This window comes from Flavobacterium adiutor, from assembly GCF_048282555.1.
GTDB lineage: Bacteria > Bacteroidota > Bacteroidia > Flavobacteriales > Flavobacteriaceae > Flavobacterium.
In genome coordinates, this window is the sequence record NZ_CP182487.1 from 2,558,316 (window position 1) to 2,576,530 (window position 18,215).

The 18,215-nt window shown below is 34.7% G+C and carries 8 protein-coding genes; all 8 read left to right on the forward strand.

Translation table 11 applies throughout. The features are described from left to right. The first annotated feature begins 5 nt into the window (after nt 1-5). Nucleotides 6-2,207 carry an NHLP family bacteriocin export ABC transporter peptidase/permease/ATPase subunit gene (locus ACNC7R_RS10920; protein WP_417941121.1) on the forward strand — a complete coding sequence of 734 codons (2,202 nt, stop codon included), beginning with the start codon at nt 6-8 and terminating at the stop codon, nt 2,205-2,207. A 10-nt stretch (nt 2,208-2,217) separates the two neighbouring features. Beyond that, nucleotides 2,218-5,127 (forward strand): NHLP bacteriocin export ABC transporter permease/ATPase subunit, encoded by a 2,910-nt coding sequence (locus ACNC7R_RS10925; RefSeq protein WP_417941122.1) that lies wholly within the window; start codon nt 2,218-2,220, stop codon nt 5,125-5,127. 2 nt (nt 5,128-5,129) lie between these two features. Further along, nucleotides 5,130-6,239: a DUF7005 family protein gene (locus ACNC7R_RS10930; protein WP_417941123.1), complete on the forward strand. Its 1,110-nt coding sequence runs from the start codon at nt 5,130-5,132 to the stop codon at nt 6,237-6,239. Nucleotides 6,240-6,663: 424 nt separating this feature from the next. Further along, nucleotides 6,664-8,844 carry an alpha-N-acetylglucosaminidase gene (locus tag ACNC7R_RS10935; protein ID WP_417941124.1) on the forward strand — a complete coding sequence of 727 codons (2,181 nt, stop codon included), beginning with the start codon at nt 6,664-6,666 and terminating at the stop codon, nt 8,842-8,844. Nucleotides 8,845-8,874: 30 nt separating this feature from the next. After that, nucleotides 8,875-10,803 carry a glucosamine-6-phosphate deaminase gene (nagB, locus tag ACNC7R_RS10940; protein ID WP_417941125.1) on the forward strand — a complete coding sequence of 643 codons (1,929 nt, stop codon included), beginning with the start codon at nt 8,875-8,877 and terminating at the stop codon, nt 10,801-10,803. A gap of 162 nt (nt 10,804-10,965) precedes the next feature. Next, nucleotides 10,966-13,977: a SusC/RagA family TonB-linked outer membrane protein gene (locus tag ACNC7R_RS10945; protein ID WP_417941126.1), complete on the forward strand. Its 3,012-nt coding sequence runs from the start codon at nt 10,966-10,968 to the stop codon at nt 13,975-13,977. Between the two features lie 18 nt (nt 13,978-13,995). Then, the gene (locus tag ACNC7R_RS10950) at nt 13,996-15,615 is read left to right on the forward strand and encodes a RagB/SusD family nutrient uptake outer membrane protein (protein ID WP_417941127.1); all 1,620 of its coding nucleotides are present in this window, start codon (nt 13,996-13,998) and stop codon (nt 15,613-15,615) included. A 245-nt stretch (nt 15,616-15,860) separates the two neighbouring features. Beyond that, a complete protein-coding gene (locus tag ACNC7R_RS10955) occupies nt 15,861-18,173 on the forward strand; it encodes a GH92 family glycosyl hydrolase (RefSeq protein ID WP_417941128.1) in 2,313 nt (770 codons plus the stop codon). Nucleotides 18,174-18,215 lie beyond the last annotated feature (42 nt).

The window sequence follows — 18,215 nt, forward strand, 5'->3', positions numbered from 1 at the left end:
GACAAATGGGAAATAGTGCCACTTTAGTTATAGAAAAACAAGCCAGACCCATTAAGGTTCCAACTGTTTTACAGATGGAGAGTGTAGAGTGCGGTGCAGCGGCCCTAAGTATTATTTTAGGTCATTTTGGTAAGTTTGTCCCTTTGGAAAAACTAAGAATATCCTGTGGGGTTTCGAGAGATGGGTTAAAAGCAACCAATATTCTGAAAGCAGCCAAAGAGTTTGGACTGGAAGGCAAAGGTTATGCAAAATCTATCGAAAAATTGATGCAGGTTAAAATGCCTGCCATTATTTTTTGGAATTTCAATCATTTTTTGGTTTTAGAAGGCTTTACTAAAAACAAAGTATATTTGAGTGATCCGGCTCAAGGAAGATATTCAGTAACTCATCAGGAATTTGATGATTGCTACACAGGTGTTGTTTTAACTTTTGAAACTAATACAGCTTTCGAAAAAGGAAATGAAAAAAGAGGATTGATGTCTTCTTTGCTTTCAAGGGTAGCAAATTCTAAATTAAGTATTACCTATATTATTTTAGCGAGTTTGTTTTTAGTAATTCCAGGTCTTGTAATTCCATCTTTCCTTACTGTTTTTATAGATAAGTATCTCATAAATAATTTTTCAGGATTCGTAATGCCGCTGCTTTTAATAATGGGTGCAATACTAATTATCAATTCTGTTCTGGTTTACCTTCAGCAATATTTCTTGCTTAAATTAGAAACCAAACTTGCGTTGGTAACTTCCAGTAAATTTCTTTGGCATGTTTTTCATCTGCCTATAGCCTTTTTTACACAGCGATACAGTGGTGAAGTTGGGAACAGGGTTTCGTTAAACGATAAGGTAGCCAAATTATTAAGTGGTGATTTGGCTAATGCAGCCTTAAATGTTATTGCGGTGATATTTTATGCAACGCTTATGTTTTCTTATGATGTAACGCTGACATTAATCGGAGTTTGCATGGCAGGCTTAAATATTTTTATTCTTAGATATGTTTCAACAGCCAGAAAAGACGGAAGCAGAAGACTAAGCAATGAAACAGGTAAACTTTTAGGGACTACAACTTCAGGAATTAGCATGATTGAAACATTAAAAGCCTCTGGGAGGGAAAATGATTTTTTCACCAACTGGATAGGATATCTGGCCAAAGTAATGAATGCCCAACAAGAATTAGGCTGGCTAACAATAAGACTTAATGTTTTACCCAGCCTGATTACATCGCTGACAAACGCTTTAATTTTAGGAATTGGAGCTTTGCAGATAATGGATGGACAGATGACTTTAGGAGCTCTGGTGGCTTTTACCTATTTAATGTCAAACTTTATCGCTCCGGTTAATCAGCTTGTAAGTGTAGGAACGATGCTTCATGAAACAGAAAGCGATATGGGGCGAATTGATGATGTACTCAACTACGAAATTGACAATCAGTTTAGGGAAAAAGAGCAAAGAGCAAATATTCAGCATTCAAATCATGAAGAGCATAAAAATAAATTGGTTGGATATTTCGAAATGAAAAATGTCACATTTGGATATAGTACTAATATGCCGGCATTGATTGAAAAATTTAATTTAAAACTAAGACCCGGAAGCAGAGTAGCATTAGTAGGAGGCTCTGGAAGCGGCAAATCGACTATAGCAAAAATAGCTTCCGGTCTTTATGATCCCTGGGATGGGGAAATTTTACTTGACGGAAAAAACAGAAACGATATTCCAAGACACATTATTACAAGTTCGCTGGCCGTAGTAGATCAGGATGTAATTGTTTTTAATGGTACTATCAAAGAAAATATATCTTTTTGGGACTCCATGATTCCTGAGAAACATATTATAAATGCAGCTCGTGACGCCGTTATTCATGATGTTATTGCTGCACGAAATGACGGTTATGACAGTTCTGTCATGGAAGGCGGAACCAATTTTAGCGGAGGACAGCGGCAACGTATTGAAATAGCCAGGGCATTGGCTGGTAATCCTACTATTTTGATAATGGATGAAGCAACCAGCGCCTTAGATCCCACAACTGAAAAAACAGTAATGGATAATATTAAAAAGAGAGGATGCACCTGCCTGATTGTAGCTCACAGATTAAGTACTATAATGGATTGTGATGAAATAATTGTTATGGAGTACGGAAAAATAGTAGAACGGGGTTCACATCAGGAATTATTAAAATTAAACGGTATTTATTCTCATTTGATTGAAACAAAATAAATTTAGCAATATGTCAGTAAAAGAGAAAATACATATCGGGGTTGAAAAGCCATTGATTCTGAATAATACAGACAGTTTCTGGATGATTATTTCAGGTGAAGTAAATGTGTTTTATACTAAAGTTGATGATCAGGGAGAGTATTTATGTCCTTTAAAATATCTCTATTCTGCTAAAAATGGAGAATTACTGTTTAGCTTATTGCCTCATGGATGTGCTGAGAATATGAGACTAATTGTTTTTTCAAATGAAGCTAAATTGTTATCGATACAAAAATGTGATCTTCTGAATATTGATCGTTTCTTTTTAAAAAACATGATTAATAAATGGATTTTAAAAACATCAGCCGAATTAAGTTTTAATAATGCACCAAGAGTTTATGTTGCTCTCAATGATTTTGAACAATTATCATTAAATGAGAATACAATAGCATATCCTTCAAATGGAATAAATTGGATCAGATTACTTAAAGGAAATTTTTCTGTTTTTTCAGATGAAATGAATATCAGTTCAACGAATGAAACAGGGTATCCAATACCTGTTTCCAATAAGTTATGGATAAAATCTTTATCCGATGATTCGGAAATAAAAATATTAAGCACACGTGAAGTGATAGAAGAAGAAATTAATTTTCTAATTTCTTTAGAAAAACTCCAATTTTATTTTTATAATCAGCTTCGTAAAAGTATAGAAAATAACATTTTATTAGAACATACACACTTTAATAATAAGCTCATAAATGAGGAAGACGAATTAAAAAACACGCTCGAAAAAATAAAATCTATAGTTTCAGGCAAGAAAAAAAATATTGCTCGCATTTCATCTAAAAATACAGATAAGTCAGGTATACTTTTTTCAACATGCCAAATAATTGGAGATCACACAGGATTTAAATTTGAACAACCAAAACACATCGAAACCACTCAGAGCAGCGCAAATAATCTGTTGTGTGCTATTGCAAAAAGTTCTAAAATAAGAGTTCGTAAAATTATTCTGAGAGACAGATGGTGGAAAGAGGAAAATGGACATTTACTGGCTTTTTTGAAGTCCGATAATATTCCTGTTGCCTTAATACAAAAAAACTCAGATACATATTTGATTAAAAATTTATCTGAGGGAACTGAGAGTATTGTAAATCAAGAAATTGCAGATAGTTTACAACCGATAGGATATATGTTTTTTTCTGGATTCAATGTCAAAATGAATTCCATGAAAAAAGTATTGAATTTTGCTATGAATGGAGTAAAAAAAGATGCCAGGTTATTAATACTTGCTTCTTTTGCAGGCAGCTTAATAGGTTTATTAATTCCCATCTTATCCGGGATCATATTTGACGATGTTATTCCGACAGCAGACAGATCTATCCATTTTGAAGTGTTTAGTATTATGATTATTATCGGTTTAGTTACTGCCGGACTTCAGTTGGTACAGGGAGTATTGCAAATGCGTGTAGAATCAAAATCTAGTATTAATCTTCAGGCGGGAGTTATGGATTACATATTAAGACTACCTGTAACTTTTTACAAAAAATATACAGCAGGCGATCTTACAAACCGCGTTCTTAGCATTAATTCTATTCGGCAAATTCTTTCTAATACACTGATGACAGCTGTATTGAGCGGTGCATTTTCATTTGTCAATCTGATATTGCTTTTTTATTACGATTCAGGTTTAGCTTGGGTTGGGGTAGGGTTAGCTTTAGTTGCCGTGATATTTATGATTGCTATGGGATGTTTAAAATTGAAATACGACAGGGAAGTTTCTAAATACCAGGGAGAAATCCAGGGCTTTCTTTTTGAATTTTTATCCGGAATAAGCAAAATAAGAATTACAGGTGGAGAAAAAAGGGTTTTTGCTCTTTGGGCCGATAAATTTTCAAAACTAAAAACTTTAGGATTCAACTCCGGAAGTTATCAAAATTTCGTCGAAGTTTTTAATAGTTCTTATCCACTCTTTACGAGCATTTTCTTTTTTTCGTTTATCTACTACACTGTTTTAAACGCAGACAAATTGAGCAGTATGATAACTGTGGGTGCATTTATGGCTTTTATAACAGCTTTTAATAAGTTTTTAAGTGATAGTTTAAGGTTAAGTATGGCACTTATTACTTCTTTGAATGTTATCCCGCTTTATGAAAGGGTAAAACCTATCTTAGAAGAAGAAACAGAATCTGTAGAACAAAGTATTGATCCAGGTGAATTGGCTGGTGAAATTGAAATGAATTCAGTTTCATTTCGATATAACGAAAATCAGCCTTTAATTTTAAAAAACATAACGTTCAAAATTAAGCCAGGTGAAATGGTTGCTTTTGTTGGAGCTTCGGGTTCTGGAAAATCGACAATCATGAGACTGCTGTTAGGATTTGAACATCCTGAAATGGGTTCTATATTTTATGATGGAAATACGTTTGATACAATGAATAAAGAATTGGTAAGGCGGCAAATTGGAGTGGTTTTACAAAATGGAGCACTGATGTCGGGAAGTATTTACCAGAATATTATCGGAAATTCTGAGTTAACATTAGATGATGCTTGGGATGCAGCTCGAATGGCAGGTATGGAAGAAGATATCAAGAACATGCCGATGGAATTACATACATTTATTAGTGAAGGTGCAGGAACTTTTTCCGGCGGACAAAGACAAAGGTTGATGATTGCAAGAGCCATAGTACATAAACCAAGGTTACTCTATATGGACGAGGCTACCAGTGCACTTGATAACAGAACTCAAAATATTGTAGCAGAAAGTTTAGACAAACTTCAGGCAACCCGAATTGTCATCGCGCACAGGCTGAGTACTATAAAAAATGCAGACCGAATTTTTGTTCTGGATAAAGGAGAAATTACTGAATCTGGTACTTATGACGAATTAATGCAGCTGGATGGTTTATTTACGCAGCTGGCTAAACGTCAAATGGCATAATTATGGACAATTCAGTTTCCTTACGAACAGATCAGGATTTTTTTCTGAATCTTTCTACACCTCTTAAAGAATATGTTTTCAATAAGTTTCTTAATAAACAATCTTTTACAGAAGAATTAAATATTGAATTTTGGGATGACTATTCTAAAAACATTGCAAATCACAATGTATTTGATTTGTTAAAAAAATGTTATCCTCAACTTAATTTCCCGATAGAAACTGGAATAGAAAAATCTGAATTATATAAAGAGTTTGTTTTTAAAGGCAAAATAGATTTAACAAGTTTACATTGTTATCTGGAATTAACTGACTCTAAAAGTTTAAAACTTGAATATACTATTTGTCCAGGAGGTAAAATACCTGTTTTGACAATTCCAAACCAGGATGATTTCGTTAAAATAATCCAGTCTTTACTACATAAAAATAATCCTGTTGAAGTTCCACAATCGATGGGTGCTGTATTGATAAATGGTCTCAATAATTGGGAAAGAATCAAGAGTATAAAAAATCAATGGCAGGCAAAAAATCCTTCGGGAAACTGGAATCAGGAATTTTCTAACGTGATACTCAATAAATCTCTATATAAAGACAAATTGATTATTCTGAGCACAAAACCATATAGCAATGTAGCTGCAAATCAACTTGGATTAACTGATAATGAATGGATTTCAAAATCTATTTGTATCAGAAGAGAACATGAGTTTACCCATTTATATACATTAAAAAAATATGGATATGCTTCAAATAACCTGCATGATGAATTAATTGCAGATTATATCGGAATTATTAAAACTGTTGGATATTACGATAAAGTATGGATGTTGAATTTTATGGGGCTCGAAGAATATCCAAAATACAGATGGGGTGCAAGACTAGAAAATTATGTACAGGATAACAGATTTTCCCGGGAAGATTTTAGACAATTAATAAAGATTGTAAAAAATGCTATTGAAACTATTAGCCTTTTTGATAATAAATTAGGCAAATTAAAATCATCCGAAGATCAGATTTGTAGAATCAATGCCTTGTGTGAAACTGGTCTTACTGACCTTGCTTCTCAAAATGGAACTATTTTACTTATTGAAAAATATTATACAGAATTTAATGGCTGAAAAAAGGCTTCAGCATTTCATAATTAAGATTAACTCCTTTTTAAGTATAATTCAAACTATTGATAATTTTAATAATAATCCTAACCAAAATTATCAATTTACCTTAACAGTTTCTTCATAGTTAGGGGTGTTTTCTGATCAATAAATTAACAGTTATTTTTAATTTAAAACGATGGATAATATGTCCATAGTTTTGAATAATGCGTCCATTTCTTAAAGATTCTTTCAGAGTAATTTTATCATTAATTAATCATTGTGGTTGAAGAGTAGTGTTTTCATGTCAATATTTTTAAAATGTTGAGTTTAAATTTTGTGTTAGTTTTTAAGTTGATTTGAGAGGGAGATTAATTGATTTTAATCTCCCTATTTTTTATGTGCATGCTTTGAATAAAATAAATTTTTTAATCTATAAATAGATATCTGTATGAAAAGTGATTGTTTAGAATTCAAAAACTATAATTCCTTAATAAATGATATTATACTGGTCTTTGTAATGTTATTTCTTTTAGGTTCTAAAGTGTATTGTCAAAATGCAGCTAATACCAAAAGTGCTATGGCGGTGATGGAAAGGCTGATAGGTAATCGTGCTAAAGAATTTGATTTTTATCTTATTGAAAATAAAAGCCAAAATACGGATTGGTCTGAAATTGAAGTAACAGGAAACAGGATAAAAATCACCGGAACATCGAATACAGCCGTTTGCTATGCCGCGTATACTTTTCTTCGTGATATTGGAGCTGCATCGATTAGCTGGGAGGGCAATAGAGTTAGTTTGCCTAAAAAGTGGCCTGCATATTCAAAAAAACTAGCTACACCTTTTAAGTACAGAAAATATCTAAATGCGTGCACTTTTGGTTATACAACACCTTGGTGGGACTGGAAACGCTGGGAACAGGAAATTGACTGGATGGCTCTTCACGGAATTAACCTGCCTACCGCTTTAGAAGGACAGGAAGCTGTATGGCAGGAATTGTGGAAAGAATACGGATTGACAGACAGCCAATTGCAGGCTCATTTTGCAGGCCCAGCATTTTTACCATGGCAGCGAATGGGTAATATAAATAGTCTTGATGGACCATTGCCTCAGGAATTTATTCTTAAAAAGAAAGAAGTTCAGAAACAAATTTTGCAGAAAATGAGAACTTTAGGGATGCATCCGGTTGTGCCTGCCTTTAGCGGGTATGTGCCTAAGGCTTTTGCAGAGTCACATCCTAATTCAAAAATAAAGGAATTGAAATCATGGTCTGGAGGTGGGTTTGAAAGTACTTATCTGTTAGATCCTAACGATCCATTGTTTAAAGAAATTGGAAAACGTTTTATAGAAATTTACACTAAAACATACGGACAGTCTGAATTTTATCTTGCAGATTCTTTTAACGAAATAACACCGCCAGTTTCTGAGGAACACAAATATGAGGAACTGGCAGATTACGGAAAAACCATTTTTGAAACTATTAATGAAGCTTCTCCAAAAGCGACCTGGGTAATGCAGGGCTGGCTTTTTGGCGATAATAAAGAATTTTGGACCAAAGAAGCGACCAAAGCTTTTTTAAGTAAAGTACCCAATGACAGAATGATAGTTCAGGATTATGCCAATGACAGATATAAGGTATGGGAGAATCAGGAAGCTTTTTATGGTAAGCAATGGTCTTACGGCTATGTACATAATTATGGAGGTTCGAATCCGGTTTACGGAGATTTAAATTTTTACAAAAAGGAACTTACCAGTTTACTGCAAAACCCTAACAAAGGAAATATCGTAGGTTATGGTGTAATGCCTGAAGGATTGAATAACAATTCAATAGTTTACGAATACATTTATGATCTTCCGTGGACACAGGGAAAAGAGCCTGTTGCTGAATGGTTAAAGAAACATTTGAACGCCAGATACGGAAAAACTTCAGCTACTGTTATTGAAGCTTGGGAATTGCTGACAGAATCGGTGTACAGCACAAAATACTGGGAAACCCGCTGGTGGAATGACTGGGCTGGAGCTTATTTATTTTTTAAAAGACCTACATTAAAAGTAACAGAATTTAAAGGTAATCCGGGAGACAAGATAAAGCTAAAACAAGCTATTGATCTTTTGAAAAAAGAAGCTAAAAATTTCAATAAAAATAACCTTTACAATTATGATGTGATAGATGTTTCGAGACATTATTATTCATTATGTATTGATGATTTACTAATGGAATGTGTTGCTGCTTATGAATCTAATGACATTAAAAAAGGAGATGATTTGTTTAAAGAAATAGAAAAAACAGCTTTTGATATTGACAGAATGATGTCAGGTCAGCCGTTGAATAATCTGAATTACTGGCTAAAATCAGCCTGGGATTATGGAAATTCTCCTGATGCATCTAGAATATATTTAAAAAATGCCAAAGCCTTAATAACATTATGGGGAGGAGAAGGTCATCTAAATGACTACGCATCAAGAGCTTGGAAAGGCATGTATAAAGATTTTTACTGGCCTAGATGGAAAATGTTTTTACAGGCTCAAAGAGAATCTGCTGTCAGTAAAGCACCATTTGATGAAGCTAAAGTAAGAGCATCAATAAAGCAGTGGGAAGAAAAATGGTGTGAAAGCAGAGAAATGTATTAAAAAATTATACTAACCATAAAATAAAAAGAAATGTTAAAAAGCAGTATAGACAAAGCAACAAGTTTTGAAAAGCGATTTGAAAATATTGGTACTGTGGTTTATGAAAATTCTGTGATAGCTTCTAAATCAGTAGCCAATGAAATAGCGAATCTGATTAGAGAAAAGCAGACTCAAAATCAGTTATGTGTATTGGGATTAGCAACAGGGTCGAGTCCTAAAAGTTTGTATGCGGAACTGGTAAGGCTTCATAAAGAGGAAGGATTGAGTTTTAAGAATGTAGTTTCATTCAACCTGGATGAATATTATCCGATGGAACCCGATTCGATAAACAGCTATGTCCGTTTTATGAAAGAATTATTATTCAATCATGTCGATATTTTACCTGAAAATATTCATATCCCAGATGGAACTTTATCAAAAGAAGCTATTGGAGATTATTGTGCAGAATATGAAAGCAAAATTGAAGCACTAGGCGGTATTGATTTACAGGTTTTGGGAATTGGAGGAAATGGTCACATCGGATTTAATGAATCTGGTTCTCTTCAAAATTCTAAGACCCGTTTGGTAGCTTTAGATCACATTACGCGTGTAGCGGCAAGTAACGATTTTTCGGGTTTGAATAATACGCCAAGGACAGCGATTACCCTGGGTGTGAAGAAAATTATGGAAGCCAAAAGAGTGATCTTACTGGCTTGGGGAGAAGGAAAATCAAATATTATTAAAGCTTCGGTTGAGGGCACAGTGACTAATTTGGTTCCGGCTTCTTTTTTACAGGAGCATAGCAACACCACGTTTGTACTGGATAAAGCTGCTGCCTCAAAATTAACACGTATCAATACACCATGGCTGGTTGAAAATGTCATCTGGACAGATAATCTTATTCGAAAAGCAGTTTTAGGTTTGGCTTTACATCTAAAGAAACCAATCCTGATGCTTACAGATGCCGATTATATTGAAAACGGAATGAGCGATTTACTTGCCGATTTAGGTCCGGCTTATGATATCAACATTAAGATTTTTAATAAACTTCAGAATACCATTACCGGATGGCCGGGCGGAAAACCAAATGCAGACGACAGTAAGAGACCAGAAAGGGCAGAGCCTGCAAAAAAACGTGTTCTTATTTTTAGTCCGCATCCTGATGATGATATTATAAGTATGGGAGGAACCTTCAAACGTTTGCATGAGCAGGGACACGAAGTGCATGTAGGATACCAGACTTCCGGAAATATCGCAGTAGCTGATGATGAGGCCTTACGATTTGCCGGTTTTGTTTGTGATTATAACGAGAGATTCGGAATTAAAAGTGCTGAAGCAGATGACATTTATACAAAATCATTGCAATTTCTTAAAAATAAAAAAAACAGCGAAATAGATATTCCGGAAGTAAGAAACATTAAAGGATTAATCCGAAAAGGAGAAGCTCAGGCAACCTGTCATTTTGTTGGAATTCCTGATAGTCAGATTCATTTTATGGAACTTCCTTTTTATGAAACCGGTACTATAGAGAAAAAACCTTTAGGAGAAGCAGATATCCAAATTACAATGGATCTAATTGAGAAAATTAAACCTCACCAAATATATGCTGCAGGAGATCTGGCAGATCCGCATGGTACCCACAAAGTTTGTCTGGACGCCATTTTTGAAGCTGTAACTCGTTTAAAGACTAAGGATTTTATGAAAGAATGCTGGGTTTGGCTGTACAGAGGCGCATGGCAGGAATGGGGAATTGATGAAATTGAAATGGCTGTACCAATGGGACCCGATCAGGTTATGGAAAAGAGAAAAGGAATTTTCAAGCATCAGTCACAAAAAGACGGAGTGGTTTTTCAGGGTTCTGACAGCAGGGAATTTTGGCAAAGAGCCGAAGACCGAAATAAAGAAACTGCAGATTTGTATCATGAACTTGGATTAGCCCATTATGCAGCAATGGAAGCTTTCGTAAGGTGGATGTATTAATAAGAGTTTGGTTATATATTTAAAAAAATAAAACCTCTTTAGGCCTTTATTTTACTGGGTTTAATAAAAAAGTCCATGTTTCTGAATAACCTGTCCATTTCTTAACAATTCTTTAATACTAATTTCGAATTAACTTTTTAACCAATAAACTAAATACTGAGTATGGAAAAACTTAAACTTTTATTGTTAGCCTTCTTTTTAGGTCTTTCAATTAATTCATGGGCACAAAAAACAGAAGTGTCCGGTGTAATTTTAGATGACAAGAATCTGCCATTGCCCGCAGCAAATATTCTTGAAAAAGGTACTACTCGTAGTGTAGTAACAGATTTTGATGGTAAATTCAAAATTTCAGTTTCAAATCCTAATGCGGTACTAGTTGTATCTTTCCTTGGATTTGCAGATCAGACTGTTAAATTAGACGGAACCAAAACAAATTTAACAATTAAACTGGCTTCGGCTACTAATGCTTTAGAGCAGGTAGTAGTAGTAGGTTATGGAAAAGGGTCACGTAAAAACCTGACTACGTCTATAACCTCTATTAAAGCAGAAGAATTAAACAGAGGAGCTCTTACTGATGTTGGACAATTGCTACAGGGAAAAGTATCAGGTCTTAATATCTCATCAAGTGGAGATCCGACAAGAACTGCTTCTGTTGTTTTGCGTGGAGTTTCTACCTTAAATAGTTCTCAGGGACCGTTTTATGTTATCGACGGAGTTCCTGGTGTAGATATTTCGATGATTTCACCTGATGATATCGCTACTATTGATGTATTAAAAGATGCTGCTGCAACTGCAATTTATGGTAACCGTGCCGCTAATGGGGTTATTATGGTTACAACAAAAAAAGGAAGTAAAGACAGAACTCAAATTGCTTATAACGGATATGTTGGCTGGGAAGAAGTTTCGAATCAGCTTGACATGATGGATGCAGATCAATTGAGAGCATTTACGACAAAAAATGGTCTGAATTTTACTCCTGAAAATGACAAAGGAGCTAATACCAACTGGCAGAAAGAAATTTTAAGATCGGGAAAAGCAAAATCAAGCAGTCATAACTTATCCATGAGTGGAGGAGGTAAAAACGGTAGTTATACAGCGAGTATTACCTCTCTTAATAAAGAAGGTGTTCTTTTAAAAAGTGATTTCTCACGTGTAATAGCACGTTTAGCGGTAGAGCAATTTGCTTTTGATGATAAAGTTAAATTTGGATTGAATGTTACAAATTCTAACAGTAAATATGTAAACGTGCCACAGCGTAATACGGTACTTTTACAGGCAGCAAGTTATCTTCCGGTTTCCCCTGTAAGAAATGATGATGGAACCTTTTTCGAAAATTTTACCAGTACCGGTTATTTTAATCCTGTAGCTTTAATCGAACACGGAACAGATGAAACAGAAACAAATAACCTTGTGGGTAACCTTACCGCAGAGGTAAAACTTCCTTTTGGGTTTACTTACAATTTGAATATTGCGCACCAAAAGCTGACAACTTCTCATGGTGAGTTCTATGACAGTTATTATGCAAAATATAATAGTGCTAATTTCTACAATAATCCAGATCCACCACAAAATAAATCGCTTGTTAACTTTGGTGTAAATGGATCAGCATTGCGAAATAGTTATGAGAATACCAACAACATCATTGAAAGTTTTTTAACCTGGGACAAAACGCTTGGAGCTCATAAAATAAAAGCTGTTTTAGGATATTCATGGCAGGAAAACACATTGGGAGACGGATTTCAGGCAACAGCTACAAATTTCCCTGTAGATAATGTAGGATATAACAATCTTGCTTTAAGCAACTATACATCAGTAAATGGGTATGTTGTGAATTTTGGAGACAGTAGAGCATATCAGAAAACACGTCTTATTGGAGAATTTGCACGTTTAAACTACAATTTCGGTGACAGATATCTTTTACAGGGAACGATCAGAAGAGACGGAGGTTCTGTATTTGGAGTTAATAACAGATGGGGATATTTCCCTTCTGTAGGTGGAGCTTGGAGAATTGATAAAGAAAGTTTCATGCAAGGACAAAAAGTTTTTAGTGACTTGAAATTGAGAGGAAGTTATGGTGTTACAGGAAACTCTTCAGGATTTAATGCTTACACGGCTCAGTTTATTTCTGGAAGTTTAGGAACTTTTTATTACAATGGACAGCAAATAGGTGCTTACGGACCAAACCAGGCTGCAAATCCAGATTTGAAATGGGAAAAAACAGCCACTACAAACATTGGACTTGATTTTGGATTGTTCAATGGAAAAGTTACAGGTTCTGTTGATTTGTATGATAAGAAAACAACTGATATGATTTTTAATTATTCAGTAAACCCAGTTCTTGTGCCAGTAGGAACAATTGTAGCAAACGGTGGAACGATGTCTAATAAAGGTATCGAGGTAAGTTTAGCAGCTACTCCTGTTAAAACAGCAAACTTTACCTGGTCAACAAATTTAAACTTGGCAAGTAATAAGAATAAAATCGTTAAATTAACAAATCCTTTCTTTATTGGAGGTGATTCAATCCGAAGAGTTCAGCCTGACGGAGGAGGACAAACAGGAAGTACTTTACAGATATTTAAAGAAGGAAAACCTCTTGGACAATTTTTTACTCTTCTGTATGCAGGTAAAAATTCAGCAGGTGTATCTCAATATGTTGCCAAAGATGGTAGTTTAACTACAAGTCCTTTAATTGGTGTTGATTATCATTACGTAGGAAGTGCTCAGCCAAAAGTATTAATGGGATGGGGGAATAATTTTCAATACAAGAAGTTTGATTTAAGTATTTTCTTTAGAGGTGTTTTTGGAAACAAAATTTTCAATGCTACCCGAGCTGATTTATTCAGACCAAGTACTGCAATGACTACTAATATCTTAGCAGATGCAGCTGATGAATCACCAAACGACCTTAATGCTTACAGATATTCATCACGTTTTATAGAAGACGGTAGTTACATCAGATTAGATAATATGACTTTAGGATATAATTTCGGCAAAGTGAGCAAATTCATTCAAAACGTTCGTATATATCAAACCATCAATAATCTTTTTGTTATTACGAAGTATTCAGGAATTGATCCGGAAGTAGAACAAGGAGGAACAGCTCCAGGTGTAGATTCAAATAACTTCTATCCAAAAACCAGAACATTTATGTTTGGCTTAAACGTGATATTCTAAAATTAAACTCTAAAAATTATGAAAAAGATATTAAAATATTTGGGGCTTCCAGTACTTATGGTTGGTTTATTCTGGTCTTGTGAAGATTTGGATGTACCTATTACTACACAATTGACTCCAGATGTATTTCCTCAGAACTCAACTCAATACATTCAAACTACAGGCCCTGTATATTCAGCTTTCCGAGGTGAGTTTTCATTTGCCTGGTGGTGGTCACAATCATTGACTACAGATGAAGCAATTTTACCGGCAAGAGGAGGAAACTGGTTTGACAACAGAAACTATATCGCCATGCATTTTCATGACTGGACAGCTGATAATGGTATCATAGGAAGTCTTTGGGACTGGTCATCTAAAGTTATAGGGATCAGTAATCAGACCATTTCAATTCTAAATCAGGCAATGCCGGCAGGTGCAGAAAAAAACACTTTGATTTCTGAGGTAAAAACAATGCGTGCCATTTCTTATTACATGTTAATGGACAGTTACGGAAATGTACCATTAGATACCGTTTATGGAGATTTTAGTTCTCGTCCAAAATCAAGTAGAACTGAAGTATTTAATTTTATTGAAGCAGAATTAAAAAAAGCGATACCTAATTTAAATCCTGCATCAGGAATTACAACTTATGGTAGACCTAACAAACAGACTGCTAATGCATTGTTAGCTAAATTATACCTAAACGCTCAGGTATATACAGGTACATCACGTTATAATGAGTGTATTGCAGCTTGTGATGAAGTTATCAAATCAGGATTATATGATATTGAGCCAAGAGCAACTTATCTTCAAATGTTTTATCCAAGTAATGGTCCACAAATGAAGGAGTTTATTTTTGCAGTTCCTTACAGTCCTTCTGCTGTGACAGTAGGTTTCAACGGACAAATGTATCATGCACGTTATGATGTCCCTCGTTCTGAAAGAACTAAATTTGGTCTTCCGTTTACACCAAGTGCGGCCAGAAGTACACTTCCTGAATTTTATGCTCATTTTAATGATGCGAATGATATTCGTAACAAACAATGGCTAACAGGATTACAATATTTAAATGACGGTGTAACTCCTGTAATGGTTACTACAACAAAAAAAGGATATGACCAGTTTTATACAGGAGCAGATGGCGGTGCCGCTTACACATACCAGGTTGACCTGACACCTAATATTGTTCCTCGCCAAAACGTTACTTTGTTCGATTTAGGAAATGATGAAATTGCTTGGAATATGGGGTATAGAAATATTAAATTTTATCCTGACAATACTTCTACCAGCCGTAATCAAAATAATGATGTACCATTTTTACGCTATTCAGATGTATTATTAATGAAAGCGGAAGCAATTTTACGTGGAGGTGCTGAAACTTTAGGACAAAATGCTTTAACACTTGTTAATATGGTGCGTTCTAACCGTACTACTTCTGCAGCATGGAGCAGTGTAACGCTGGAAGATCTGTACAAAGAAAGAAGCCGTGAGTTTGCATGGGAGGCCTGGCATAGAAATGATATGATCCGTTTTGGAAAATATGAAGGACAATGGGGATATAAAACAAATGCTGATACCTATCGTCGTGTTTTCCCTATTCCAACAAATGCAAGAGTTTTAAATCCGGCTTTAACTCAAAATGACGGATATTCTAATTAATACATAATACCAAAAACTAATTTTAATTCAAAAAAGGAGAAGATACTTAATTCTTCTCCTTTTTATTACAATATGATTTGAAATGTTTTAAATATTGCATTTATAGCTTTTGATTTGTATCTTCTTTTCTATCAATATAAAATAGAATATTTTTAACTGTTAAATTATTTTGTCTTTTTAGTATTATTTCATTCCTAAAATACAATGTAAAAAAGTATATAATGACATTCAATACCTTATACTAAATGATAATCAATAAAATTTATAGATTGGGGCACTTCGCAGTAGGTTTACTTCTTATTTTTTTAGTTTCATGCAAAGCTGAAAAAATCACTTCTTCAAAAAAAGGAGCTTTAGTAAATATGGTTTACCCGTTACTTGATACCGAAAATTCCAGATGGTTTTTCTTTTCATCTGCAAGTCGTCCGTTTGGTATGGTAAATTTAAACCCGGACACCGAAATAAAAGGAGACTGGGGAGGAGGTTACAAATATACAACTGACACCATAAAAGGTTTTAGCCACGTTCATGAATGGCAAATGTCGGCGCTTTCAGTAATGCCTGTAACGATTAGTAATGGAAATAGTGCAAATATCTTTTCAGATTTTTATTCTAAATTTAGTCATGATTCTGAAAAAATATTTCCAGGTTATCACTCCGTTACACTCGACAGGTACCAGATAAAAGCAGAACTGACCAGTACAAAAAGAGTTGGCTTTCATAAATATACATTTCCAAAAAGCTCTCAAAAAGCAATTCTTTTCAATCTGAACACCATTTTAGGACCTTGTGAAAACACCAGTGGAATTCTTAAAAAAAATAATGATTATGAACTTTCAGGATCGCTAGTTTTAAGTACCAATTTTAGACGTCCGAAACCTTTAACGGTATATTTTAAAATTAAATTTAATGAACCTGTAATTTCTATCGAACGAAATACAGCGACAGGTAATTATTTGGTAAATTTTGGCAAAACCAAAGAAGAAATCCTGATGAAAGCTAGTATTTCTTACACCTCTGTAGAAAATGCCTCTAATAACATGCAGCAGGAATTACCCCATTGGAATTTTGATAAAACTGTTTCTGACTCAAAAGATGAATGGAATAGTTTATTAGGCAGAATTCAGGTTGAAGGTGGTACAGAAACGGATCAAAGACGTTTTTATACTGATCTCTGGCATGCCTTACAGGGACGAAAAATAATTAGTGATGCAAATGGTGCCTATCCGGATAATACCGGAGAAAAATTCAGAATTGGGCAATTGCCTCTTGATGCAAACGGAAAACCGAAATTCAATCATTACAATTCGGATGCATTTTGGGGAGCCCAGTGGACAATCAATACGCTTTGGGGACTCGTTTATCCTGAAATTATGGATGAATTTGTACATTCTTTAATGCAATATTATAAAGATGGAGGTATGATTCCGCGTGGTCCTTCGGGAGGAAATGACACCTATGTAATGACAGGTGCTTCTACGACACCATTTATAGTAACGGCCATTCAAAAAGGAATTGTAAAAGACGATTTAGAAGCTATTTATATTGCACTGAAGAAAAACCATATGCTAAACGGCATCATGGGAAAAGCAGGATATGAACATAATACGAATGTTGGTGGTGGATTGAAATATTATATCGAAAAAGGTTTTGTTCCGTATCCACTTCCTGAAGGCAATTTTGGAAGTCATCAGGACGGAGCAAGTCAGACTCTAGAATATGCATATCAGGACTGGACACTCGCTCAATTGGCTAAGAAATTAAAGCATCAGGAAGATTATGATTATTTCATGGCAAGATCTAAAAACTACCAGAATGTTTTTGATAAAACTTCCGGATGGATGCGTCCAAAAAATGTAGAAGGAAAGTGGCGTGAAAATTATGATCCGTATGAATATGAAAACGGTTTTATTGAATCAAATGGAGCCCAGTCAACGTGGTTTGTTCCGCATGATATTGAAGGATTAGCAGAATTGATGGGAGGAAAGCAAAAAGCGGTTGAAAAACTGAATAAGCAATTTGAAACGGCAAAAGAGTTAAAATTCACTTCGGGAACTTCACATGATGCCGAATTGCATCCGGAATTCAGCCGTATTCCTGTCAATTTTGGCAACCAGCCTTCCATTCAGACATCCTTTATTTTTAATGCATTAGGAAGACCTGATTTGACACAATACTGGACCAGAAACGTTGTAAAAGATACCTTTAGCGGATTATCTCCTGCTACAGGTTACAACGGAGATGAGGATCAGGGGCTAATGGGAAGCTTGAATGTTTTGCTTAAAATTGGCTTATTCCAGATGAATGGAGGAACCGATCAGGATGCGCAATATCAGATAGGAAGTCCAATTTTTTCTAAAGTTTCCATTCAGCTAAATCAAAACTATTACAAAGGTAAAAATTTCATAATGGAAGCTCCTCAGAACAGTATAGAAAATAGGTATGTCAACGAAATAAAATACAACAATACCACTGTAGAAAATTATACCATTTCGCACAATGCTATTACAAACGGAGGAAAATTGATTTTAGAAATGTCTAATAAAGCAAAGCAGTAATAGGTGATACGATTTGATCCTGAGCCGATTTTAAGGCTTTTA

Coding starts and splice junctions, on each gene's coding strand:
- nagB (WP_417941125.1), top strand. CDS start 8,875: ATGTTAAAAAGCAGTATAGACAAAGCAACAAGTTTTGAAAAGCGATTT.
- ACNC7R_RS10950 (WP_417941127.1), top strand. CDS start 13,996: ATGAAAAAGATATTAAAATATTTGGGGCTTCCAGTACTTATGGTTGGT.
- ACNC7R_RS10945 (WP_417941126.1), top strand. CDS start 10,966: ATGGAAAAACTTAAACTTTTATTGTTAGCCTTCTTTTTAGGTCTTTCA.
- ACNC7R_RS10920 (WP_417941121.1), top strand. CDS start 6: ATGGGAAATAGTGCCACTTTAGTTATAGAAAAACAAGCCAGACCCATT.
- ACNC7R_RS10930 (WP_417941123.1), top strand. CDS start 5,130: ATGGACAATTCAGTTTCCTTACGAACAGATCAGGATTTTTTTCTGAAT.
- ACNC7R_RS10925 (WP_417941122.1), top strand. CDS start 2,218: ATGTCAGTAAAAGAGAAAATACATATCGGGGTTGAAAAGCCATTGATT.
- ACNC7R_RS10935 (WP_417941124.1), top strand. CDS start 6,664: ATGAAAAGTGATTGTTTAGAATTCAAAAACTATAATTCCTTAATAAAT.
- ACNC7R_RS10955 (WP_417941128.1), top strand. CDS start 15,861: ATGATAATCAATAAAATTTATAGATTGGGGCACTTCGCAGTAGGTTTA.